Here is a 24,260-nt window from a genome sequence, read left to right on the forward strand (position 1 = left end):
GTCGCGCATTCGCGTACTCGGCAAGGCCGGCTGCGCCGCCTTTGAGTGTCGTTGCGGACAACGGCTGGCAATCAAGGACCTGGCGAGCAGACATGCCCTATTGTTGAATACCGAGACAGGAGGGAGGGAGATTTGCGAGCTGGGCGGAAGGGCGAGCGCACGTAAACGCGTACATGCTGGACTTGCTGCTCCTTACCTCACGAGCCCCTCCGCGACCAATTGGGTGTGCGCCCCCAATCTACCCTGAGCGCTTCGCTGACCGACAGAAGAGACATCCGCTGCTCGGATCTATCATTTGGCTTGGCGATCGCGCACATGGCTCCGCCAAAGCAGGAGCATATGCACGTACGGTACTATTCGATTTAGCATGGCAGAGGCACCCACGAAGCTCGTCCAGAAAGAAAAGCAGAACGAGATTGAAGCGAACCGCTTCTTTCTTCCCATGCACACGGCGAGAACATCATGCGCTGCGTCACCCTTCGCCCGGCGCGATGGAATCTACGATAGCTGCCACAACTCGACCTTACGTCAGGTTCAAGCTCCATAGGCATTTGTGTGCACAATTGCAGAGGCAATGATTGGACATGCTGCTTGAGTCATTGGAAATGACGTTGTCATGAATGCTTTGGCAATGTCTCACGGACCGGCGCACATCAGCCTGACGAAGCGCGCCGGGACGCCTCAGCAAACTTCCTGCAGCAGCGTCTTCTCGCATAAAGACGAATGGGCTCGCCGCGTTGGCTCCGTGTCGACGACATTGTCATGATCGGGTTGGCGCGACAAGTCAGCTTGGCGGTCGTCGCCTTCGACCACTCAGCACGACCATTCGCATGTCACGATCGCTGGAAACGATCCTGGCATAGAAGCCAAGAAGAGACTGACTTATGTCATCGTCCATCGTATTCGGCCCAGGCATCGGAGGTTTCATAGACTCGAACGGACGAGATTTGCGTAAATAAGCGATGCAGTCTTTTTCAGATCCACGCAGCGATTTTTTCTGCAATTGAATTATTCAGTCCCTCAACTTCATTCAGATATCGATGATCAAGAGATTCACCAGTTCGATAAAGGACTCCTCCGGGTAAGGACAATCGATGACGACTCTGGTGACCGGGTCCACGTATCCATCAAGCTGCACCCCGACTCGATAGGAGCCCGTGGGTGCGGCTGCACCTATGTGTGGCCGGCACATTGGGAAGGCAGTGGGCTGCCTCGAACCTGAACGCCTGTGGTATCGTCATCGTTTCTCAGATGGTTGCAGTTTGGAGCCTCAGCCGTTGCGAATATGGCGACGACCGAACATGACCTCAGGCAAGTTCTGCTCCATCATTCGACCTTGGCTGCCTTGGCAAATATTTCGCGCGAAACCATCGCGATCGCGCCTCCGCGGGTCGGATCCGCGAACGTACCGCCCGCCGTAGCATAGTCCTTACCTGTGCGCCGCTCGAGTAGGATACCCATAGCTTCAACGTTTGGGATGTCCTTCTCGTTCAGCTCCGGCATCAAGGCCTTACGGGCTAGCGCCGCCTCGATGTAGGGCGCCAGCTCCTCGTCTTTTTGTCGAACGCGCTCGTCTTCCCGTTCTTTTAGTGCGGGCATGACCTCTCTGGCAAACAGCTCGAGCGCATCGCAGATATGTTCGTGCTTATTCAGTCCGCATTGTTGGATAAAGATCATCTGGTCGATACCGACGTCGGCATAGCCCATGAGATGGTCTCGCACGTCTTGGGGCCGGCCGATGCTTCCCGAGCCTGGTATCTCTTTCACGTCATCTTTAATCGCTTGGAAGCGCCGCCATAAATTCGTGCGCCCAGGACGATGTTCGCCATAGATCGCGTAATGCGCGATCGAATATCCGAAGAACTTGAAGCCGTCGATACCACGATGCATCGCTTCTTCGGCATTCTCGTGAACCATCATGCCGTTAAGTGTTGCGATATTGGCGTTCACCGAATGACCGATTGGCACGCATTCGTCGGACTTTATCGTCTCATAGTATTCGTCGCGCCAGACTTTCGCTTGGAACGGTTCGACGAACCCAAAAACCAGTGCTCCTACCCCGTGACGCGCGGCGCGCAAAATGCTCTCGCGCCGCGAACACGCCATCCAGAGCGGTGGGTGCGGCTTCTGTATCGGCTTTGGGACGATGTTGCGGGGCGGCATTTTGAAGAATTGCCCGTCGTATCCAGGATACGGCCGCATCGCCATCATGTTGGCCGTCTGCTCGACGCCCTCGCACCACATGGCAGTCTTCTGGTCGGGGTCTATACCAAACCCATGCATCTCAATTAACGAGGCAGATGCTCCAGTCCCCCACTCGACGCGTCCTCCGGAGATCAGATCAAGCGTGGCGAGGTGCTCAGCTACCCGCGCTGGATGATTGTAGTGCGGCGGGGAAAGACAAATTCCGTGCCCAATTCGGATATTCTTTGTACGCTGCGAAACGGCGCCTAGAAAGACTTCCGGTGCGGACGAGTGGGAGTATTCCTCCAGGAAGTGATGCTCAACTTGCCAGATGAAATCGTATCCGAGCCGATCAGCGAGCTCGATCTGCTCCAAAGCATTTACGAACAAATGTTCCTCGCCGCCGTTTTCCCAAGGTTGCGGCAATTGGTGCTCATAGAACACTCCAAGCTTCATCTGTTTCCCTCCGTGGCGGAACGGGCGTAAATCGGTTGATATTTCTCAGATGTGATACGTGTTCTCGCGCCGTCGATCACCACGGTTGGCACCACGTAACCCGAATGTTCGGATCTACTTCACAATTCTCGTCCCCACGAAGCGTTGCTGCCATTGTTCAAGCTAACGAGAAGTCGGACTTGGCAGAGCGTCGTCCGGACGGCGTTTTTTCGTCTGAACTCCCGCCAGCGAGTGCAACAAGGCTATTGTCGTGACGGCTCTTACTGTCTACGAGCAATGGGCGTGCCATGTCCTACATGGCCCTAATTGAGGAAAAGAAGGCAACGATTTGCGTCGACCGGCGACGAAGTTTCACGCTAATGTCGTGTTTCCGACATGAAGTTCTTTGAGAGAGATAGTTCGAAGCGTCCGATGCGAGCATCGAAGTCTCATGATATTTTCTGTCGCCCTCGAGCCGACGCGGACGCGGTCGATCATCATTCACGACTGAATTGCCGACGGTGCGTTTCAAAGTAGAATGGGGAAGCCGCTAAGGTGCAGGTTCATAAGGCTTGAATGAGCAGCGCATCCAGGTGAGTCCAGCGCCCGGATTAGACAGCCTGACGCTAGCCTTACGAAGAGAGAGCATTGTGCGACTGTTCTTGATGTACGTGGTTCTGGCCGGGTGCTTCCACCTCTCGGAGGCAAATGCTGAGAGACTTTTGGTTTCGCAATCCGGCCATATGGGGTATCGCTCCGTCCAGGAGGCGGTAGACGCATTGCCCCCTCGAGGCGGAGACATTTTAGTCGCGCCGGGCATCTATCGCGAGAAGGTCAAGGTTGCCAAGCTTGGCGTTCACATCAGAGGCGGCGGCGAGAAGCCGCAGGACACGGTGGTCGTCTACGGTGACGGCGCCATCAAAGTGGGCGGAACCGTTCATTCCGCCACGATGGAAGCATCAGGCGATGACTTCCGGCTCGACAATGTCACAATACAAAACGACTATTCTTTAAATCCGGCCAATCCGCCGTCGCAGGCCGTTGCGCTGTCTGTTACCGGAGACAAGGACGTTATCACTCGCGTCCGCCTGCTCGGCGCACAGGACACACTATTCGCCAGCAAAGCGCCGAACGGCCGAACAACACGGCAATATTTTTCGGACTGCTACATTGAGGGACATGTCGACTACATATTTGGCAACGCCAAAGCCTATTTCCAGCGTTGTGAGCTGCACGGCATCGCCAACCAGGCTGTGGTCTATACAGCACAAAGCAAAGACGCGCCGGACGAAGAAAGCGCCTACGTTTTCGACCATTGCACCCTGACCGCTGATCGCGCCGCGCATGGCATCGCCCTTGGCCGACCTTGGCGCTCTTACGCTACCGTAATCTTTTTATCCACCCGGATGAATGCGCCGGTGATCGCCGAGGGCTGGAGCGAGTGGGATCGCGCCAAGACTAACAGGCTGAAGACCGCTTACTATGCCGAATACCAATCAACCGGTATCGGCGCCAATCCCAAAGGACGAGAACCTTATTCCCATCAGCTGACCGACCAGGAGGCGAAGCAATGGTCGCTCAAAGCGTTCTTTGCTGATGACACGAATTGGCTGCCGAACCCTCCATCAAGATAGGGAAACTATGAGGCGGTCGCGGAATTTGGTCTATCTGCACCTGCACCGCTCTGGATCGGGCGCGCACACCTGTGCACCGCTCCACTATTTATTACGGTTGCCCCCGCGCGCTTCGTCAGCTTTTCGGAACAGTCGATCGTAACCGGTGAGGTGATCGGTGCCATATAGGCGAGAACCCTGTTCCTCTGGTTCGTCCCGTGCCGTAGCACGATGCAATAGATTCTATTGGGGCACGCTGCCGATCGTGCGTTTGCTGGGCGTTTTGAAGAATGCCTTTGCACAACCTTCCCATACGCTGGATGACACTGGCCCTTGGCCATCCCGCAAAGGCGGCCACACGCCTGAACCTACCACATTCGCATTTTCCACCTGCCAAGTCGCACTTTCGGCAAATCGCACATCCTCCAGCTCAATCTCAAGCGGATGGGCTAGATCGAGTCCGTGCATCACCAGTGCACCATCACCGCCACGCACGTGGCGCAGAGCGATTTGTCGGTAGACCGGAATTTCGTCACCGTGCGCCTGGGGATCATAGCGTGTATCGAAATAAATAGGCCATCGGTTGTTCCGCAGGCATACGTTCTCATAGGTGACCCTCTCCACCAGTCCACCCCGGCTGACGTCACTCTTAATGCGCAGGCCGGACGTCGTGCCCTCCAGGGTCAGGCCGTGCACCAGTATGTCGCTGACACCTGAGCTAATCTCACTACCGATCGACATGCCGTGCCCCCAGCCGAAGTAGTTGTCGATAATGGAAATATAGCGAACGGGACCATTGGTTCCGGCTTTGATGGCCACATTGTCGTCTCCAGTACGGATATTACAGTGAGTAATTGTCACATCCTGGCTGGCGCCAGGATCGATGCCGTCTGTATTGCGAGCATCCGCCGGTGTATCGATTGTGACGCCCCAAAACGTCGCACCTTCGACCCGGTTCATCGCCACGTGGAAATTCGGCGCATTGCGCAGTGTGATGCCATGGAAAGTAATGTCCTGGGCACGGTCGACCTGGATGAGGCGCGGGACGTTCTGATTACCACCTTCTGTTTGCGCGCGCCGTGCCAGTTGCCACCAACTCTCGCCGGCGCCGACCATGAGCGCGCCGCCCTGGCCGTCGATTATGCCATCGCCATAGATGCCGCCTCCCCGTGTTTTGAAGAAGCTAATGAATGGCCGGCAGCCGTCGCCCTTGCCTCCGATGCGACCACAATTTCCAGAGCCTTTGTCATAGGCCTTCGGCTGCGCGAGAGCGATAAGCGTGGCGTCACGCTCGATCCATAGCATCACTCCAGATTTCATCTCGAGAGGGCCTGAGAGGAAGATACCGCCCGCCAAGTAAACCGTCGATCCGGCGGGGCAGTGAGCCAGGGCATCTTGCAGCCTATCAGTGACGCTTTCGCTCGATGGCGCCAGCCGGGCACAGATACGGCTAGGTACGACGGGCTCGGCGACCGCGCGGCGATCCCTGGCTTGTGAAAGGCCCATGACGGCTATCATCGACAGCAAGGCGCAACAGTGCAAACGGACCAACATACCAACTCTCGTCTGGCGGACTCCCTCGGTCGCTCACCGGCGCCCGTCAGCAACTTAAACTTCTGTGGTCTCCAATCGACGTGAGATGCGCAGTTATGATGGTCCACATTTGATGGCCAGAAACGATCGGCGCGTTCTGTCGGGCTTATTCGACGGTCACGGATTTGGCGAGGTTGCGCGGCTGGTCGACATCGGTGCCCATCACAATGGCCGTGTGGTAAGCGAGTAGTTGCACCGGGATTGCATAGATCATCGGCGTGAAAGCGTCCGCCATGTCAGGCATGATGATGGTGGCGAGCGAATCGACCGTCGCCTCAGCCGCGCCCTTGGCATCCGTCATCAGGATGATGTTGCCGCCGCGGGCCGCGACCTCCTGCATGTTGGAGACCGTCTTCTCGAACACGCTATCATGGGGCGCAATCACCACGATCGGCATGGTCTCGTCGATCAGCGCGATCGGCCCATGCTTGAGCTCGCCGGCTGCATAGCCCTCGGCGTGAATGTAGGAGATCTCCTTCAGCTTCAGCGCGCCTTCGAGCGCGAGCGGGAAGCTGGTGCCGCGGCCGAGATAGAGCACGTCGCGCGACTTGGCGATCCTGTGCGCCAGTTTCTCGATCTGCAATTCGGTGGTCAGCGCGTCTGCCATCAGGCGCGGGACCTCGACCAGGCCGTGCACAAGCTTGGTCTCCTCCTCATCGGACAATTCGCCGCGCGCCTTGCCGGCCACGACCGCGAGCGAGGCGAGCACCATGAGCTGGCAGGTAAAGGCTTTTGTCGACGCGACGCCGATCTCGGGACCGGCGAGCGTCTGGAGCACCGTCTCACTTTCGCGCGCGATCGTCGAGGTCGGCACGTTGACGACGGCGAGTGTGTGCGCGCCTTCGGCATTGGCGTAGCGGAGCGCGGCGAGCGTGTCGGCGGTCTCGCCCGATTGCGAAATGAAGATCGCCAGATCGCCCTTGCGCAAGGGAGCTTCGCGGTAGCGGAACTCGGAGGCGACATCGACCTCGACCGGCAGGCGCGCCATTCGCTCGAACCAGTATTTTGCGACATAGCCGGCGTAGCTCGCCGTGCCGCAGGCCGTGATCGTGATGCGTTGGATTTCGCGGAACTCGAACGGCAGCTTCACCGGCAATGACACCCGCTCGGAAGCCATGTCGACATAGCGAGCCAGCGTGTGGCCGACGACCTCGGGCTGCTCGTGAATCTCCTTCGCCATGAAGTGGCGATAATTGGCCTTGTCGACCTGCGAGGTCGATGCGGCATGCTTGATCTTGTCACGCTGGGCGGCACGGCCGTCTTTGTCGAAGATCGCAACGCTGTTGCGGGTCAGCACGACCCAATCGCCGTCCTCGAGATAGCTGATCGTATCGGAGAACGGGCCAAGCGCGATCGCGTCCGAGCCCAGGAACATCTCACCGTCGCCGTAGCCGACCGCCAGCGGCGGACCGTTACAGGCGCCGATCATCAGATCGTCCTCGCCGGCGAAAATGAAGCCGAGCGCGAACGCGCCGCGCAGCCGGCTCAAGGCGAGCTTCACCGCCTCGACCGGCTTGTTGCCGCGCGCCAGCAGTTCGTCGACAAGGTGCAGCACGATCTCGGTGTCGGTCTCGGTACGGAACACCGTACCCTTCGCTTCGAGCTCCTCACGCAACTCACGGAAGTTCTCGATGATTCCGTTGTGGACGACCGCGACGCGCTCGGTGGTGTGCGGATGGGCATTGTGCTCGGTCGGCTTGCCGTGGGTGGCCCAACGGGTGTGGCCGATGCCGCTGCTCCCCTTCAGCGGCCTGTCACGCAGCCGCGCCTCGAGGTTCTTCAGCTTGCCTTCGGCGCGGCGGCGCTCCAGATGATCGCCTTCCAGCGTAGCCACACCCGCGGAATCGTAACCGCGATATTCAAGCCGCTTGAGCGACTCCACCAATTGCTCTGCAACCGGCCGGCGCCCGAGAATGCCGACAATCCCGCACATGCGGATCAATACCCCCAGATCTTTGAAACGTTGATTCTCAATTCCGCGTCACTGTTTTGCGACACTCGAGTGCCTGCGCTAACATTTATATTAGCCGCGCCCGCTGTCGGACCAGTTACTCTCATGTGTTTCTACGCGTGAGGTCTATTCATCAATTTCGGCTCGCCGAACCGCAGCGAGGCCCTAGCGAGCATGACCGAATACCAGCAACAAATGCCGCAAATGACACGACAGTTTCGAGGTAAATCAGATAGCCATGTCGGAGCCCATCGATGCTCCATTTGGTCGCGAGCCGATACACACTTGGTCTGTTCTCCTGGCAACGACGATAGCAATTGTAGTCGCAATAGACTTACCGCGTGGACATATCTCGTCGCGAATCGCCGAATGCGCCGAGGATCATTCATGATGCAACAGCCCGGCTCTCAAGAGGTGCACCGCTGCTGCCGGAATGAAGCGAACCCTGATTCAGGCTTCCGCCTTCATGCTCTCGCTCATATTCCGCCAGCAAAAGAAGCCCGGCCACTTTTGGTGGCCGGACAGAAGTCAGTCTCGGAGGAGCGACGCTGCTATACATCGCACCAACTTCCGCCGGCAGAGAGAGGGATGCTACCGGCGGTCCATTTGCGGCGATGGCATTCGCCGCTAACCTTAGCCACAGAAGGCCGATGTCCGCTTCCAACGTAAATTTCTCTCTTCTGTTCCATTAGACCATTCAACGAACTCAACTTCGTGCTCGTATCTAAATTTGTGACAACGTGCAGTTCTTCCGCCACGCCCCCGTGGTTTTGAAAGTCAGACATACCGAATAAGGCAGACCGAACGAGCACTGACCTTATGCGCGCTGGATACCGAACGTTTGCTCGCACAGCCGAAGATCGATGACCATTCAGATTAGACCGAAGGCTCTTCTCCAAACCGAGGCCTCCGTTATGCAAGATCCTACGTGACTAGTAAAATCGATTGTGTAAATGGGCAGCATCTACACTATGGATAATGCAGCTACTCTTATTCGACCTCGAGATCGCACGGCTGCAGCATCTTAATAATCTGGAAAGGCCGGCGATCTGGCCGGCATGCCCTCTGACCCAAGCTCGATTCTAATCGTGCAGCTGCGCCGACAGCAATGACACGCACCAACTAAACGTAAGCCGCTCGACGAGACGAATCCCGTTTTCTGGACTCGGAAAGAGCAGGATCACAAGTTTCTAAAGCCCTGCTAGTGCAGTCTGGGGGAACACCTAACGTGCTCTTGCAGGGCAAGCCGGACCAGAGATCCGTGCGATAAATATCCGATGAGCCGCCCACCCGTATACGTTCCGGATTGACAAAGGACCCATTGCTATGAGAGCCCCTCTGGGCTTATCCGGAGAACCCTAAATGTTATGAAAGCGTTCTGCGGCCTCTGTCGCCCCTCGCAAGAGCCGCGATCCTCTTCCTTGATGAATGGAAATCATAAATCATAAAGATCGGAACGCGCCGCGCACGACGCCGGCACGTACAAATGGTTAGAGCTTTGATGACTGATCAAACAGCAACAGCCGCGACAGAACGCAGGTCGACCTCACCCGACAGAGACCTGAGTTTTGATTTCGCTAAAGGAATTCTCATTATTTTGGTCATGATTGGCCATCTTTTACAATATATCATGTACCGAGATAATCAGTATTGGTATTCGCCGTACTTCAAATCAATTTACATGTTTCACATGCCTCTCTTTATGGGAATAAGCGGATATCTTTCCTCGGGCGCGCTCTTGCGAAAAACGTTCACTCGGGGCGTCCAGGAGCGCGCGATTCAGTTACTGTTGCCCGTGCTTTTCTGGTCCACGCTCATGGAAGCAGTTAAGTTGGCTGTATTTTCGCCCGCTCTGCCAAGCGGTCTGCTGGGCTTTCCAAGCGAATTGGCAGGCGCATACTGGTTCGTTTGGGCAAACTTTGCTTCTTTTCTTCTCGTTGGGCTTCTCAGCGCCGCCGGTCTGGGCTCGACAAGGATCATATCCATATCTGCAGTCCTAGTCGCGTTCGCACCCGTTACATTTTCGATTGCTCCGTTGATTAGGTACACCTATCCGTTTTTTTGCCTCGGGCTCCTACTCGCCAGGTCTGACTGGCGGACGAGCGCTCTTTTACGTCACAGATTGATTTTATTCTTTTTACTCTCTGGTCTGGCTCTCGTATGCTTCCTTGCCTGGGGCATGGAGACTTATGTCTACAACAATCTCGTTCTGGTCTACGATGTGCAGTCGGCGAGGCAAGTATTGCTGATGTTCATTGGCTCTGCAGCTGCCTCTGCCGTTGCCTTTGAGGTGGTGCTGCGATGCTGGCAATTTTCCCATTCAAGTCGGATTGCTCGCTTTATCGCCGTGGAGCTGGGTCAGAGCACGTTGGTTCTCTACCTTATCCAAGCAAGCCTCTTTCGACTCATGGACCTCGTCCACTTTAGAGAACTTTGGAATTTTCCGGCTAGAATAGCTGCCGCAATTGCGCTTGGCGTCACGATCGTTGTGATCGGGATAAGCGTTCGCCGGAGTGTGAGCGGCTTTGGATTCATGTCGCGACTTGTCCTCGGAGCGAAGCCACGCTCAACTCTGCCAAACACTCAGTTTGCTGTGCCAAACTGTGGTGAAAGCTATACTGCGCAACCTACCAAGCGATAGCTGGCACAAGCGAACTTTGAAGGCTCGGCGTCGTCGCGCAACCGCCCGGCCTCGACTTTGCTCGGCGTCGGTGATCTGAGACCGGAAAACTGGCCCATTTTTGGTTAGAGTCTTGCGCTGCCGAATCCACTCGGCTGGGAGGAGCGGAAGACGATGAAGGCCTCGAAGCTTTCGGACGTCCAGAAGCCGTTTATCCTGAAGCAGGGCAATGACGGGGTCCCGGTTGCGGACATCTGCCGCAAGGCCGGGATCAGCCAGGCGACCTATTTCAATTGGAAGAAGAAGTACGACGGACTGCTGCCGACCGAATGCGCCGGTTGAATCAGCTTGAGGACGAGAACGCCAAGCTGAAGAAGCTGGTGGCGGATCTGTCGCTCGACAAGGAGATGCTGCAGGACCTGATCCGCCGAAAGCTGCGAAGCCTGGTCGGAAGCGCAAGCTCGTCGACGAGGTTTGTGGTGAGTGGCAGGTGTCGATCCGCAAGGCCTGCGCGACCCTCGAGTTCGATCGATCGACCTACCGTCGCTCCGGCCAGGCGGCTCTGGAAAATCGGATCAAGGAGATCTGCCATTTCCGTGTACGCTACGGCTATCGCCGCGTTCACGTGATGCTGCGCCGTGAGGGGTGGCGTCACGGCCAGAACAATATCCGTCGCATCTATCGCGAATTGGGCCTGCAATTGCGCAACAAGTCTCGCAAGCGTCGGGACAAGGCCAAACTACGCGATGACCGTCGGCCGGCGACGCGGGCCAATGAGACCTGGGCGACGGACTTTGTCCATGACCAATTGGCAACCGGCGGCAAGCTCCGGGTGCTTACGATCATCGACATCTTCTCCCGCTTCTCGCCTGCGCTGGAGCCGCGGTTCACCTTCCGCGGCACCGATGTCGTGGCAATACTGGAAAGGGTTTGTAATGAAGTGGGATTCCCGGCGACGATCCGCGTCGATCAAGGCAGCGAGTTTGTGTCGCGCGACCTTGACCTGTAGGCCTACCAGCGCGGCGTCACGCTGGACTTCTCACGGCCGGGCAAGCCGACCGACAACGCCTTCATCGAAGCCTTCAACGGGCGCTTCCGAGCTGAATGCCTCAACGCCCACTGGTTCCTGTCCCTTGCGGACGCCCAGGGAAAAGTGGAGACTTGGCGCAGATACTACAATGAGGAACGGCCCCACGGGGCGATCGGCAATCAGCCGCCGATTTTGCTGCAAAACCACGTCGGCGCCACCAGCCCGCCGGCGTGATCAGAGGCGCAAAACTCTGGTTCTCGGTGGCCCAAAGTCGGTCTCACTGCAACACCCCCGAGACTTTAATTGCCGCTGATGAAACTTCAGTGGCAGGCAATCGGCTGTAGCGGTTCGGCCTCTTGTGAGGCTTGTCTCTACACTTAAGCTGAACGTGAGATAAGCGAATTGCGTGATCACCGACGAGTCCTTGAGAAGCGCGCTGTAGGCTTACGATAGCGATTGCACCTAGGCAGCTGCAATGAATAGGTTCAGTTGTCCTCTTCTCTAATCCTCTCCGTTTTCCGCAACACTTTTCAAATGGGCAACTACTGTTGAAAAGATCTGCCGGATTTGATGGGCAGCGCGGCAAAGTTGGTCGCGTTGCGGGCAATTCCGATCAACATCTCGCCTTTGTGCCATGCCGCGAAGACGCCGCCTCAGCTCACCCTCAAGATGCAAATGCGCTCATGGCAGATTAAGATGACTTATGCGAGCCCGCAGAAAGGGGTTGAAACGCACGCTGCGTCAGCTTGTAGGATCAAGAATGGCAAAGGAGACCCACGTCGCCGCGTCGACGGTCGGGTGGATAGAGCGAATGATTTGATGAATCGGTCGTTCTCGCAGCCCCTCCTCGTCGCGGCCGGAATTTGGCAGGCAAGCGAGCAGTACGCGTCTACTGGAGTCATCAGGTCGGAGAGAGGCCGGAAGACTCAATGGGCCGCTCAGTTCTATCCACGAGATGAATGGCCTCCATCATAACAATCAATTTTACCAACCCTGCTGAAGGCTGCTAGTCAAAACGGCGATTGATCTGGGGGATGGTGCAGGTCGTGAGGATTAACCGTCGACTGTTAAGGTCAGTTGCTCTCGGCAGCCTAGTTGGCCCCTACGCAACGGTAAGGCTCAAGAATGGTCTTTTGAACGGTTGCCAGCAGTGTCTTGTCAAGCCGCAACTACGCCGCGCTGGAGGTCAGCACGGTGAAGGTAGATTCCTGTGCCAGAATGATGCATGAGGCAGCCATGACTATGAGTGTATACGGGTCCAGTAAATCCACGACGGCGGCGCCCCTAAATCAAGCCTATCGGGAGATGACGTTTGGTTTTTTTACGCAACTCATTCGATCTTTCGCTCTTCCTCTCCGAGTTTTCACCAACTCAATTTCCGTTCGACTGAAGGCTGACGTTCCCACACATATCGTCACTGCGTCACCCTCAGGAGAATGTGCTCATCACCCTCCCTTCCGGGATTCGCACGTTAAATATCTAAAACAAACCATTGAGTCGCAAATTGAAGAGGTTGCCAGACTGATCTGTGAGGACGAGAGCGCGCTCGAAGCGACCCGATTGCTCAATGCGCTTACAAGCGAGCTGGTAAAGGCGAAGCTCGGCATGTGTTCGCACCTCGACGAGCAAGCCGGTGGTGCGCTCAACGGAGGCGATGCAAACCGTCTCGAAGAGAAACACGGAACACTGTACGAGCCGGAACAGCTTTCCACTCTGGGACAGCTTTTTGATGGGGCCGTCTTGGCATTACCTCCAAGCATGCGAACTCCAATTAACCGGATCGAGATCGCCAAACTCATTCTAGAACGCGCATCTATTGATCAAGTCGAGCCGGAACTTCTTATTAAGTTGATTACCGCCCTTGTCACTGCCGCTTGATATAGCCGATCCACCTCCTCCGCCGCGCCATAGCGCGATCCAGGCAGAGAACTGATTCTACAAAAGGAGACGTCGAGCCGCATTCGCCTCCGTGTGGACGGCTCGACACTTCCACGATCTCGAGCACATCGTAAATGTCTGATCCGTTCACCCGCGCGACAATTCACGGCTAGGCGACCCAACGCCAGCTATGGCTGGATCTTCATCGAAGCCTCTGCTTCGCCTAACCGCTGCCTAAGCCCAATGATCCATAGAGATCAGCCTGATCATTGTTGGCAGCGATCGTTTCGGTTTCGCAAGCTTTCTCGCGCTCTGGATCCGAGCCCATTAACTAAAGTCCGTTTGCTCGCAGCTTCCCTGCCCGCGACCGTTCAACTCAGCGCGCGAATCACGGCAAGGACAATAGCTATCCACGTGGCGACGCAGAACAATAAAGCGAAGCGCCACGCACTTACCCTGACTTGACGGCGCCAGTTGACCAGATCTGATGCGCACCCGGTAAAGCAGCGGCCCCGAACGACGTCAATCATCTGACGGTAGTCGTGAAATTCAAACTGCTGTCGATTTTTGCGGATGTACTTGATTCGATCCTGAGGTGAGAAGCAGTAGGCCCATATGTTTTGTGCTCTCTCCTGCCCATTCTCAGAGCGGCCGCATTTGTCGGCTACGGTATCATGAGCTCCGGGCAAGATGATGCTGTGCTCTGTACCGAGCGTGTAAATTGGTAGCATGTGGGTCATGGCGCGCACCTTTCGTGTTCCGCTATCCACGCCTACAATGTGACGTTACGTGAGTTTCAAGCTATTCTTCTCGTCTTGACCAGATCTAGTAGTCCCGGCTGCAACCTTGCTCACATTTCGAACCTGAGCGCCTTCAACTAGCGACGCAGCAATCGCTAGCCGAATAGGCCAACAGCAGTTCGTACACTTCCTATTGGCCGCGTTTGCGGCGGAGCAATCCCTAGCTCTGAGCGATTTCGCATGATCTGCACGGTGCGCCGCCATCGGGCGAGCCGCTTCGAATGTCTCTTCCGTCTACCGTGAAGCAAATTTGTAGACAGTCGCGCGTGAGCGGCTGTCACCGGCATAGTAATTCACAAATTTCATCGGACCACCGGCTCGGAGGGGTTGAACCGCACGTAACGTCAAATTGTATGATCTCGAACAAGTAGCGATGGTCTCCGGCGGACCGACGCCTCTGACGAGTACAAGGATGGCCGATGTCTCAGCCTGTTCAGATCTACACCGCACGACACTATGACGGTCCAAACCTCCTACATGCGTGGAATTTCCTGCCGTTTTTGGTCCATCTTGGCCGAACCACAGGGACGCCGGAGTTGAGTACATCTCCTTTCGCCTATTGCGAGAGAGTTCGGGTCCGTTTAGACGCTCAAGGCCGCATTGGACCGTCTACTCTTCCTCACAAACTGACTTGGTATGATGCAGCACACTCCCATGGGCCACGAGGCTGTCCGACGCAGAACATTTTTGGTGGCGATAGTCGGGCGCAGTTGACTCGCATCCATGACGAGTAGCGATTGTCCCTTATTAGCCACCTTCGGATGCATTCTCCGTCACGCTTGATCCTGCGGTGAACCGACTGATGGATCAAACCCGAGTTCTGGCGGCGCGTTCAGCCGTCCTCCCGGAAGTGCGGCCAATCCGAGCCTAGCCTACTTTCTCAGACACGCACCATTGAACCTCACAAGAAGGCTAGTGGGGCGCCGGGCACTCTCAAGAGGATATCGTGAATCGAAGGCGGCAACTTTTTTTTCCGCGAAGCTATAGAGCCGGTCGGCATGTGACCGCTTTCATTGCCTTTTTGGCAATGAGTTCTCTAGGTGCTGTGGCCCGAGATCGAGGGGCTACGGAGGAGGAGAAACGAGCTTGCACCCCGGATGTGTTTCGGTTGTGTAGCGGCGCCATACCGGATGTCGCTGCAATCGCTGCTTGTCTCAAAACAAAGCTCAGCAGCTTAAGTGTCCAGTGTCGGTACGTGATGTCGGCGCATGACGGCACAAAAGTGAAGACGGACTCTAAGTGACGATCGCACCAATGTGTCGCAATCGCGCCACGTGCCCCGATCCACAGGATCGTCGCTAGCGCGTCGTGACTAGAAATAGCCTCGAAGGTCTCGTGCAGACCTGACAGCTCTCCAAAACCTAAGAGCCGATTTGTGTTAGCGCGAATGCAGAAATTTCCATTTGATACAGTTCTGATCGCTAACAGAGGCGAGATCGCCGTCCGTATCCTAAAGACCTTGCGACAGTTGGGCTTACGTTCAGCCATCGTCTACCACGGTGTGGATGCAGCCACACCAGCCGTTTCCATGGCGGATATAGCAATCGCGATCGAGGGCTCTTCCCCAATTGCTGCCTATCTTGACGCCGAGCAAATCATCGCCTCCGCCCGCAGAGCTAATGTCGGCGCGTTGCATCCTGGCTATGGGTTCTTGTCGGAGAACGCCGATTTTGCGAGAGCCGTCGCAGGGGCCGACATTGCATTCGTCGGGCCTGCCCCCGAATGCATCGAGCTGATGGGTGATAAGATCCGCGCCCGGAGATTTGCTCAGCAGATCGGATTTCCGGTCGCGCCCTCAGTTATTGAAGAAGACGAACCAGAAACCTTCACATCCAGAGCTCGGGCCCTTGGCTTACCTTTGCTGGTGAAACCTTCGGCAGGCGGTGGTGGCAAGGGCATGCGGATCGTGCGCGATCTCGACACCCTCGACGATGCAATTGCTCAAGCTGGACGCGAGGGGCTGCGCTACTTCGGAGATAACCGTCTCTACGTGGAGCGCTATGTTGAGAAACCACGCCACATCGAAGTGCAGGTGTTAGGCGATTTCTTCGGAAATGTCGTCCACCTGTTCGAACGCGAGTGCTCGGTGCAGCGCCGCTTTCAGAAGATCATCGAGGAGACGCCTTCGCCTGCCCTATCCGTAGAATTGCGGGAACGGGTCTGTGAAATGGCGGTCGGCATCGCTCGTAGCGCCAACTATCGAAATGCAGGGACCGTCGAATTTATCTTTGATGGACAAGAGTTCTACTTCCTTGAGATGAATACTCGGCTTCAAGTCGAGCATCCTGTGACTGAAATGGTCACTGGCGTCGATCTCGTTGCCCAACAACTCCATATCGCAGCAGGGCACGAGCTCACATTTTCGCAATCCGACATCGTCTCCAAAGGTCATGCAATTGAAGCGAGGCTATACGCTGAAGCCCCTGAACGCGAATACGCGCCGACCACCGGAAAGATTCTCATGTTGGAGTACCCAGAGTGCGACGGCGTGCGCATCGATAGCGGTATCGTCCAAGGTCAGGAGATCACGCCCGCATTTGATTCGATACTCGCAAAAGTCGTCGCACATTCAACTACACGCCGTGAAGCCGCGTTAAAGGCGGCACATGCGATGCGACAGCTAGTTCTTCTTGGCTGCGAGACGAACGCCGACTTTCTGGCCCGGCTGCTCATGGACGACACATTCTTGAGCGGCTGGATCCATACCGGTTATCTCGATGAACATCCGCACCTGGCCATAGGCCCATGTGGAAGCGACTTGCCCGCCATTTTGGCAGCCGGGGCACTCCTGACGAGGAGCGTTCGGAATTCGGCAGACGCCGTGCCCAGGCTTCACGCGGAGCTCGGCAAGTGGAGAAACTGACGTGAAGCACTGTTTTGGGCTCAATGTCGAGAACTATGAATTGTGGCTTTCACCCGGCCAACACGACTATCGCCTTCACTTGGGCGATGAGGTAATTGCGCCGGTGGCACTCTCAGATCATTCAGACGGAAGCGCTCTCCTTTTCATTGCAAACGAGGCCGTGCCGGTCAGATTTGCAATCGACGGTGACACACTTCACCTGCATATGCGTGGCAGGACACACATCCTGCGATACCGCGATCCATTGCGAGAACTTGCGAGCTTGGACGAGCAGGCAAGTCTTCTTGTGGTCCGCGCGCCCATGCCCGGCGTCGTGATTGCGACCGCGGTTTGCCAAGGTGATGTGGTCTGCGCAGGCGCGACGCTCATGGTGGTCGAGAGTATGAAGTTGGAAGTTGTCGTACGTGCCCCTCGCGGCGGTGCAATCGAGCGCATTCACTTTGGTGTAGGCGAGAGCTTTGAGCGAGGCGTGGCTTTGGTTACGTTTTCCGAGGAAGGACGCTGACATGCAGCGGATCGTCTCTCGGGTGGACACCACGTCGCAAGAATTTCGTCTCAACGAGCTCCATAACCGACGACTTGCGGCCGAACTGAAGGAACGACAGCGTTCCGCTCGCTTCGATCGACCCGCGAGAGACCTTAAGCGTCTGCGGCAGCAAAACAAGCTCTTCGTTCGCGATCGGATCGATGCGCTGCTTGATCCAGAAACTCCATTTCTCGAGCTATCAACGCTCGCGGGCAACAAGGCCTACGATGGTGAGGTGCCAGGCGCAGGGCAGATTGTCGGCCTTGGCATTGTTGCTGGTCGCGAGGTCATCGTTCACGCGGATGATGCAAGCGTGAAGGGCGGCGCTTGGTATCCGTTATCCGTCAAGAAGATTGTGCGGGCGCTGGACATTGCAATCGAGAACCGTCTTATGGTGGTGCATCTTTGCGACTGCGCCGGCGGCTTCTTGCCTCTGCAAGCGGAATTCTTCGCAGATCGCTACCACGCAGGCCGAATCCTGCGCAATCAATCGATTCTCTCTAAGATGGAAGTGCCGCAGGTCGCCATCGTCATGGGCCACTGTACTGCAGGGGGGGCCTACGTTCCGGCGCTGAGCGATTACAACATCATTGTGCGGGGGAATGGAGCCGTCTTTCTCGGCGGACCTCCGGTCGTAAAGGCCGCCACCGGAGAAGTGGTATCAGCCGAAGAGCTCGGTGGCGCTCAAATCCATACGAGCGTGTCGGGAACGAGTGACTACCTCGCTACGAGCGAAATGCATGCGATTGCCCTCGCGCGGGACATTATCGCTCACATGAGGCATCCAACGAAAGAAGCCGTTGATCGGGCCGCTCCGGAGCTTCCCGTCTACGGCGCATCCGAGCTATACGGCATCATTCCAAAAGATCCCCGCGTTCAATTTGACATTCTGGAGATCATCGCTCGCCTAGTGGATGGTAGCCGGTTCCATGAGTATCAGCCTAGCTATGACCAAACCCTGATATGCGGTTTCGCGCGTCTTCAAGGTTATCAAATCGGGATTGTTGCAAATAATGGCGTGCTGCAGAACCACAGTGTTCTGAAGGGCGCTCACTTCATCCAACTCTGCGATAGGAACCGAACGCCATTGCTCTTCCTGCAGAATACCACTGGCTTTATGGTCGGACGAGAATACGAACATGATGGCATCACCAAGAATGGCGCCAACCTCATCATGGCCGTTTCCGCAGCGTCGGTCCCCAAACTTACGGTGATCTGCAACGCCTCTCACGGAGCAGGAACATTCGCTATGGCGGGTCGCGCGTTCGATCCCCGCTTTATGTTTACCTGGCCGCAATCGCAGATTTCGGCCATGGGCGCGGAGCAAGCGGCAGGCGTACTCACCCATGTCAAAGCAAAGCAATTGGCTCGTGAAGGAGGGCGCTTGTCGGACCAAGAACTGGCAGCCATTCGAGAACCAATTATGAAGGAGTATCGGGCGCGATCAAGTGCCTATTATGCGACTTCGGAGCTTTGGGATGACGGCATTCTTGATCCCGTAGATACCCGAAACGCGCTCTCAATCGCCTTAAGCGCGTCGCTTAATGCTCCAATTGGAGCGCCCCACTACGGTGTCTTTCGAATGTAGCCTTGCGGTTCGCGCGCAGCGAGTTGGGCACAGTTTGCCTACGATCCGTCGCGCTGACGCTCACTTCACACGTCGGAGAGTTCCAAATCTAGTCGAGCTTTCCACTCCACCCGACGCGCTACTCCCCTTCGGCGGAACGCACTTGTTTCCACCGACCCGAAACCAGTAACAAGCTGACACCTGCCGAAGTCCCGCCCATGCAATGCCCGAAATGTCATGCCAATGATCAAAACATGTCACATGATCCCTGGAGCGGTCGCCCTGTGATCGCCTGTAAAGCCTGCGGCGACTTTGTTGAGAACGAGTTGATCGAGCGCGAAAGAGCATACGCCATCATCACCGGAGTCGTGGCATCTCACTTGATTGGCGAGCGCAAGGGTGGCGCTCAGCGCGTCGCATGCGAGATCCTCGAAGCTCTTAAGAGTGCCGGCTTGACGATTCATCGCGCCTGACTTGCTGAGGCTCGCCGTAGACGACCATTGATTGATCAACTTAGCCGCGGCAAGGCCATCTACCATGATGGCTTCCGTAATCCCCAGCCGAAGAGAACGTTCTGATGGCAATCAAAACATACAAACTCCAACATGAACCGAGCTACACGCGCTTCCATGACCGTAATGGATCGCACCATCGGCGACTATAGCGTCTGTCGATGTTTCGAAAATCGGACGATCTCCTCCTTTGGCCATCGTAGTGTCGAAGGCAGGACTGGAAACACACAGACGACGCGCTTCGCGGTCGCGTGGATTGAAGAACAAGCATCTTGAGAGGACTTGTATGGGCAAGCCAGTTGTAATTGTGGTCGGCGCGGACAAAGGCGGGGTGGGAAAAACGACCGTATCTCGCACGCTTTTGGATTATTTTAGCGCGAATAATGTGCAAACCCGCGCATTCGATACCGAGTCGCCTCGCGGGACACTGAAGCGCTTTCACCCTGCGATTACCGAAATCGTCGACATGACGAGAACCGCGGACCAGATGAAGATCTTCGATACGCTGAACTCGGGCCTGTCCGTCACGGTCATCGACGTTCGAGCCGGACTGATGTCACCAGCCCTGGCGTCCCTACGAGACATCGGCTTTTTGGACGCCGCCCGATCAGGCCAACTCACCTTCGCCGTGTTTCATGTGTTGGGATCGTCCATCGCCTCGCTAGACGAGATCGCCGAAACAAGCGATTTCATGGGGGGCGCAAAATACTTCCTGGTCAAGAACTTCATCAACGACACCCAGTTCTTTCAGTGGGATCAGTCGACCTACAATTCCTACTTCAACCGAATCAAAGACGCCACTGATCTGACCATCCCGAAACTTAACGAGATGGCCTATGAACAGGTCGAGGTCGCCTCTGTTCCGTTCGCCAATTTCGTTGCGAACAAGGGACAACACGAGGACGCCGCGAACTTCTCGTTTGTGTTGCGCGGTTACGTACGGCACTGGCTTGCCAATGTCTGGAGCGAGTATGACCGGATTAACCTAACAGACCTCGCGGGCGCGAAGTCGGTGACCCGTGCGGGCGAAAGATAGCCGCTTGCGGACCTATGCGCACTGGTTTGGCGATTTTGCCCACCCCCGTCTACATCATCTGCTCTGCAAGCCCGCAGGTCGGAAAGACACTGATTGCTCGGCTCTTGAGCGAATTCTTGCTGCTGAAGAACGGTGCGGTGCTCTCCTTCGACATCAACCTAAGGGAGCCGTCCTTGCTCGACTATCTCCCTTCCATCACAGAGACAGCGGATGTCACGGATACCTATGGCAAGATGCAGCTAGTTGACCGACTTGTTCTAAACGACGGAGTGGCCAAGGTGATCGACCTTGGCTTCCACGCATTCGACGAGTTCTTCAAGATGTGTGGCGAGATCGGCTTCCTGAGCGAGGCGATACAACAAAGGGTCGTACCAATCGTGCTATTCGTAGCGGATACTGACCGTGTCTCGGCACGTGCGCATGAAATGCTGCGGCGGCTGATTCCGACGCAGATTCTGATCACCGTCCATAACGAATTCTTCGTCCGCGGCGACTTGTTCGAGGCCATGAACCAGGGCCGCGTCATCCGTTTGGCGGCACTGCCGGTATTTCTACATAACTACATCTGCCGACTAGGCCTGTCTTTCACCGGCTATCTACGCCATGAGAGGGACTCTACGTCGGAACTTCATCAGTGGATTCGGCAGAATTACACGATTTTTCGCGATATCGAAATGAGCGTGATCCCCCAATGGTCGTCGTGACACAGAACACAGGTGGTCCGAAGGCGGGAATTGGAGTCGATCTGTTGCGGCGAGGATGTAGAAATTGTCGGTGTGCCGAATACCTCTGATCCCAAACGCGGGTATAGCCAAATTCACTCGCACGATTGCGTCTCAGCTCGAACACTTTGGCATGCAGTTTAGGTGCATTCGCCTGAGCGGCGTAACCCGGTCACGTCCTTTAACGGGTGCTGACACGCATCGGCCCCGCCAATGAGGGCGAGCCGTCTCGGGACCTACGACACAGGGAATGACAAGTGAATCTCTCCACATTGATTGAGCGCAATGCAGCGTTCGCTCCTAGCAAAGCTGCGGTCAATTTTGAGGGCGGCACCTTAAGTTACGCCGACCTTAATGGACGCATCGGCCGGGCGGCACAAGCTCTACAAAGTGCGTTTGGCGTCAAGAGAGGCGACCGCGTCGCCATCCTGAGCCTCAACCGCCCCGAATATCTAGTTCTCCTCTACGCTTGTGCCCGGCTCGGGGCGATATTGGTTCCGTTGAATTGGCGATTGGCGGTGTCCGAGCAGCTTTTCATCCTGTCCAACGTTGGCGCCAAGGTTCTGGTCCTTGAGCAGGCCTTTGAAGCAGTTCTGCCGATTTTGTCGGATACGCTGCCCGATATTGCAACCGTAGGCTTCGGCTTTGCGTCTTGCAGAGCGTGCACGTGGGAGGGCTTGTTGGATCAAACAGAGGGAGACAGCCGCGATTCCTGCGCAGGCTTGGCCGACCCACTTCTGATCGTCTACACTTCAGGCACCACCGGCCGGCCGAAGGGAGCGGTGCTGCGCCAGGAGGCCTTGCTCTGGAATGGCGTGATGAGTCAACACATGCACGCCTTGACACCCGACGATCATGTGCTGACCGTCTTGCCGTTATTCCACGTCGGTGGGCTCAACATTCAGACGACGCCTGCATTACATCTCGGCGCGACTGTCACGATCCATCCACGCTTCACGACTGAGGCTACCCTTGCCGCCCTCAAAGATGATCGCCCCACTTTGACCGTGCTGGTGCCTGCGACCATCCAGGCCTTGACCGACAATCTCACGTGGTCCAGTACCGATCTTTCATCACTGAAGGCGATCTCCGTCGGCGCAACGACGGTGCCGCAGTATCTGGTTGATCGCCTGGTTGCCCGCCGCGTGCCAGTCCTCCAGGTGTACGGCGCCACGGAGACGAGCCCCATTGCGATTTATACAAGGCTTGGCGGAGACCTTTCGCGAAAGGGCTCGACCGGCCTGCCCGGACTATGCTGTGAAGCGGTTGTCATGGATGATGCCGGCAATGAGTCGCCCGCAGGGACTCCTGGTGAGATCGTTGTACGCGGGCCCAACGTTTTGCAGGACTATTGGGGCAATCTTCCCGCCACGCGCGAGGCTATGCATGACGGGTGGTACCGTACGGGCGACATCGCCCGTCGCGACGCCGACGGATACTTTTGGGTCCATGACCGTAAGAAAAACCTGATCATTTCCGGTGGAGAGAACATCTATCCGGCGGAGGTCGAGCGGGTACTTTTGGAGCATCCTGATGTTGCGGAATGCGCTGTGATTGGCCGACCCGATCCCCAATGGAATGAGGTGCCGATAGCCTATGTGATCAGGCGGCCCGGATCCTTTGTAGACGCGGGAACACTCATAACGCATGTGCGATCGCATCTTGCGCGCTTCAAGGCTCCGCGCGAAATTCTCTTTCCGGAGGAATTGCCTAGAACGGCACTGGGCAAGGTTCAGCACGCTATACTCAAAAGACTGGATTCTCGATTAGATAAAAAGGATTTCGGCGACTGATGACCCCACTCTTGGAGTGGTCGCAATGCTGCCTGCGCCCTCGCCCTCGTGCGCTTCATCCGCGCGTGGTGGTCGCCCGCATGCGTCAAAAGAACCAGCGGGGCATCTCAGTTTGCAGCGATCGCGTTTTGGCGCGGGGAAGAGCAATATTCCGGGCAGCCGTTGCCTCGGGCATTTTGGATAGTCGGCGAATCAACCATCGTTGAGCCAAGGATCAGATCGACTGCAGCTGTGTGTCACGAGTCATCACCGAGTTTTCGGGACGGAAGTTGACACAAGCGCGAAAGATATCAGGCGTTGTCGATTTGTCGCTTCAACAAGCGCGCGAAGGCGCCACACATGCTCGGTATGAAGTCGGCCGAGGTTACTTGAAGAATTGCAGAGCAGAATGCACATAGACGGCCGGAGACTACTAGATACCCGTTCAAAACATCAGCTGCTTCGATATAGCTCGCGGATTACGGCAAGCAAAGAAAGCGAGCGCTCAGCAGCTTTCCAGGGAGGCGGCGACAGACCGTCATTGCGACCGACAATTTGACTTTCGAAAGGTGTGTCGATCTGAAGTAAGACCTACGTGCACGACCCGATTCCCTCTCATCCTGGGGCCGCTTGAAATATCATTGCCGCTGGCTGGCGTGACATTGATAGAATCGGGCCGTGTGTTGATGAGTTCGCACTCGCGCAGCAAAGGTCAATCGCCGCGACAGACGGCGGCCCGCTTACTGAACAACGCAGTGGCCTCTGCCCTCCGTGCCAAAAGGGAGTAGCGAGCAGCTGAGACATGCAAATGTCTTGAGTTTTTCCGCAGCACTTCCGAAAGTCGCCTTGGTCGCCATCCCCCGAGGCCCATTTACCCAAACCTGAAAGATCCACGTGATTCAGATTCCACCACCTAAGGGGCCCACCATCCGACATTGCTTGTCCGATCGGAAACCGCCTTCCGACTCGGCTATACTGTCCTGCGCAAGGGAGTTGCGGGAATTCTACCACCGATACTCGAGGCTAGTTGACGGCATCTCGTTCGGCCGGTGGCAGCGCTGGCTCCTTCTCGAACCTGCTTCCGAAGTCCTGACGCTCGCTTTCGGCGGACTGCTCCTGTTGCTGGCGCTTGCCATTTCGACTGCTCGCTCCCGCTCC

The 24,260-nt window shown here is 56.4% G+C and carries 14 protein-coding genes and 2 pseudogenes; 10 read left to right on the forward strand and 6 right to left on the reverse strand.

Annotated elements, in window-relative coordinates:
* Nucleotides 1-887: 887 nt before the first annotated feature.
* Both A7X65_RS43240 and A7X65_RS25715 read right to left on the reverse strand, forming a co-directional pair.
* A pseudogene (locus tag A7X65_RS43240) lies at nt 888-1,241 on the reverse strand (6-pyruvoyl trahydropterin synthase family protein).
* 85 nt (nt 1,242-1,326) lie between these two features.
* A complete protein-coding gene (locus A7X65_RS25715) occupies nt 1,327-2,640 on the reverse strand; it encodes an LLM class flavin-dependent oxidoreductase (protein WP_063690419.1) in 1,314 nt (437 codons plus the stop codon).
* Between the two features lie 629 nt (nt 2,641-3,269).
* On the opposite strand from A7X65_RS25715, the gene A7X65_RS25720 reads away from it, so the two are divergent.
* Complete coding sequence (locus A7X65_RS25720; protein ID WP_063690819.1) at nt 3,270-4,253, forward strand: pectinesterase family protein; 984 nt, start codon at nt 3,270-3,272, stop codon at nt 4,251-4,253.
* 222 nt (nt 4,254-4,475) lie between these two features.
* On the opposite strand, the gene A7X65_RS25725 is transcribed toward A7X65_RS25720, so the two are convergent.
* Nucleotides 4,476-5,786, reverse strand: coding sequence for a glycoside hydrolase family 28 protein (locus A7X65_RS25725; RefSeq protein ID WP_063690421.1), 1,311 nt, complete (start codon nt 5,784-5,786; stop codon nt 4,476-4,478).
* Between the two features lie 145 nt (nt 5,787-5,931).
* The gene (gene glmS, locus A7X65_RS25730) at nt 5,932-7,758 is read right to left on the reverse strand and encodes a glutamine--fructose-6-phosphate transaminase (isomerizing) (RefSeq protein ID WP_063690423.1); all 1,827 of its coding nucleotides are present in this window, start codon (nt 7,756-7,758) and stop codon (nt 5,932-5,934) included.
* A 1,519-nt stretch (nt 7,759-9,277) separates the two neighbouring features.
* Between glmS and nolL the strand changes: the two genes are divergently transcribed.
* The 3 genes and pseudogenes from nolL (at nt 9,278) to A7X65_RS42030 (ending at nt 13,304) form a co-directional block, all read left to right on the forward strand.
* Entirely contained in the window at nt 9,278-10,417 is a 1,140-nt protein-coding gene (nolL, locus tag A7X65_RS25735; RefSeq protein WP_063690820.1) for a nodulation factor fucose acetyltransferase NolL, read from the forward strand.
* Between the two features lie 153 nt (nt 10,418-10,570).
* Nucleotides 10,571-11,660: pseudogene (locus A7X65_RS25745) on the forward strand (IS3 family transposase).
* 1,002 nt (nt 11,661-12,662) lie between these two features.
* Entirely contained in the window at nt 12,663-13,304 is a 642-nt protein-coding gene (locus tag A7X65_RS42030) for a hypothetical protein (RefSeq protein WP_145665426.1), read from the forward strand.
* Nucleotides 13,305-13,675: 371 nt separating this feature from the next.
* Here A7X65_RS42030 and A7X65_RS25755 read toward each other — a convergent pair whose 3' ends face one another.
* Nucleotides 13,676-14,044, reverse strand: coding sequence for a hypothetical protein (locus A7X65_RS25755; RefSeq protein WP_063690425.1), 369 nt, complete (start codon nt 14,042-14,044; stop codon nt 13,676-13,678).
* Nucleotides 14,045-15,491: 1,447 nt separating this feature from the next.
* Between A7X65_RS25755 and A7X65_RS25760 the strand changes: the two genes are divergently transcribed.
* Genes A7X65_RS25760 through A7X65_RS25770 form a run of 3 tightly spaced genes read left to right on the forward strand, consistent with a single transcriptional unit; the run spans nt 15,492 to nt 19,081 of the window.
* Nucleotides 15,492-16,967 carry an acetyl-CoA carboxylase biotin carboxylase subunit gene (locus A7X65_RS25760; RefSeq protein ID WP_063690427.1) on the forward strand — a complete coding sequence of 492 codons (1,476 nt, stop codon included), beginning with the start codon at nt 15,492-15,494 and terminating at the stop codon, nt 16,965-16,967.
* Nucleotide 16,968: 1 nt separating this feature from the next.
* Entirely contained in the window at nt 16,969-17,472 is a 504-nt protein-coding gene (locus tag A7X65_RS25765; protein ID WP_063690429.1) for an acyl-CoA carboxylase biotin carboxyl carrier protein subunit, read from the forward strand.
* A gap of 1 nt (nt 17,473) precedes the next feature.
* Nucleotides 17,474-19,081, forward strand: a complete 1,608-nt coding sequence (locus A7X65_RS25770) for an acyl-CoA carboxylase subunit beta (RefSeq protein ID WP_063690431.1) — start codon at nt 17,474-17,476, stop codon at nt 19,079-19,081.
* Nucleotides 19,082-19,317: 236 nt separating this feature from the next.
* Here A7X65_RS25770 and A7X65_RS25775 read toward each other — a convergent pair whose 3' ends face one another.
* Nucleotides 19,318-19,599 carry a hypothetical protein gene (locus A7X65_RS25775; RefSeq protein WP_063690433.1) on the reverse strand — a complete coding sequence of 94 codons (282 nt, stop codon included), beginning with the start codon at nt 19,597-19,599 and terminating at the stop codon, nt 19,318-19,320.
* A 259-nt stretch (nt 19,600-19,858) separates the two neighbouring features.
* On the opposite strand from A7X65_RS25775, the gene A7X65_RS25780 reads away from it, so the two are divergent.
* From A7X65_RS25780 to A7X65_RS25790, 3 genes are all read left to right on the forward strand, one after another.
* Nucleotides 19,859-20,608, forward strand: coding sequence for a P-loop NTPase family protein (locus tag A7X65_RS25780; RefSeq protein ID WP_063690435.1), 750 nt, complete (start codon nt 19,859-19,861; stop codon nt 20,606-20,608).
* A 14-nt stretch (nt 20,609-20,622) separates the two neighbouring features.
* On the forward strand, nt 20,623-21,312 hold the full coding sequence (locus A7X65_RS25785; RefSeq protein ID WP_430643442.1) for a hypothetical protein: 690 nt from the start codon (nt 20,623-20,625) through the stop codon (nt 21,310-21,312).
* Nucleotides 21,313-21,587: 275 nt separating this feature from the next.
* Complete coding sequence (locus A7X65_RS25790; protein WP_063690437.1) at nt 21,588-23,123, forward strand: class I adenylate-forming enzyme family protein; 1,536 nt, start codon at nt 21,588-21,590, stop codon at nt 23,121-23,123.
* Nucleotides 23,124-24,260 lie beyond the last annotated feature (1,137 nt).

Origin of the sequence: Bradyrhizobium stylosanthis, from assembly GCF_001641335.1 — a bacterium.
GTDB classification, from domain to species: Bacteria; Pseudomonadota; Alphaproteobacteria; order Rhizobiales; family Xanthobacteraceae; genus Bradyrhizobium; species Bradyrhizobium stylosanthis.

What these genes read in the sequence shown, in the direction of transcription:
- A7X65_RS25715 (WP_063690419.1), bottom strand. Translation starts at nt 2,640, where the DNA reads ATGAAGCTTGGAGTGTTCTATGAGCACCAATTGCCGCAACCTTGGGAA.
- A7X65_RS25725 (WP_063690421.1), bottom strand. Translation starts at nt 5,786, where the DNA reads ATGTTGGTCCGTTTGCACTGTTGCGCCTTGCTGTCGATGATAGCCGTC.
- glmS (WP_063690423.1), bottom strand. Translation starts at nt 7,758, where the DNA reads ATGTGCGGGATTGTCGGCATTCTCGGGCGCCGGCCGGTTGCAGAGCAA.
- nolL (WP_063690820.1), top strand. Translation starts at nt 9,278, where the DNA reads ATGACTGATCAAACAGCAACAGCCGCGACAGAACGCAGGTCGACCTCA.
- A7X65_RS42030 (WP_145665426.1), top strand. Translation starts at nt 12,663, where the DNA reads ATGACTATGAGTGTATACGGGTCCAGTAAATCCACGACGGCGGCGCCC.
- A7X65_RS25755 (WP_063690425.1), bottom strand. Translation starts at nt 14,044, where the DNA reads ATGACCCACATGCTACCAATTTACACGCTCGGTACAGAGCACAGCATC.
- A7X65_RS25760 (WP_063690427.1), top strand. Translation starts at nt 15,492, where the DNA reads ATGCAGAAATTTCCATTTGATACAGTTCTGATCGCTAACAGAGGCGAG.
- A7X65_RS25770 (WP_063690431.1), top strand. Translation starts at nt 17,474, where the DNA reads ATGCAGCGGATCGTCTCTCGGGTGGACACCACGTCGCAAGAATTTCGT.
- A7X65_RS25775 (WP_063690433.1), bottom strand. Translation starts at nt 19,599, where the DNA reads ATGGTAGATGGCCTTGCCGCGGCTAAGTTGATCAATCAATGGTCGTCT.
- A7X65_RS25780 (WP_063690435.1), top strand. Translation starts at nt 19,859, where the DNA reads ATGGGCAAGCCAGTTGTAATTGTGGTCGGCGCGGACAAAGGCGGGGTG.
- A7X65_RS25785 (WP_430643442.1), top strand. Translation starts at nt 20,623, where the DNA reads ATGCGCACTGGTTTGGCGATTTTGCCCACCCCCGTCTACATCATCTGC.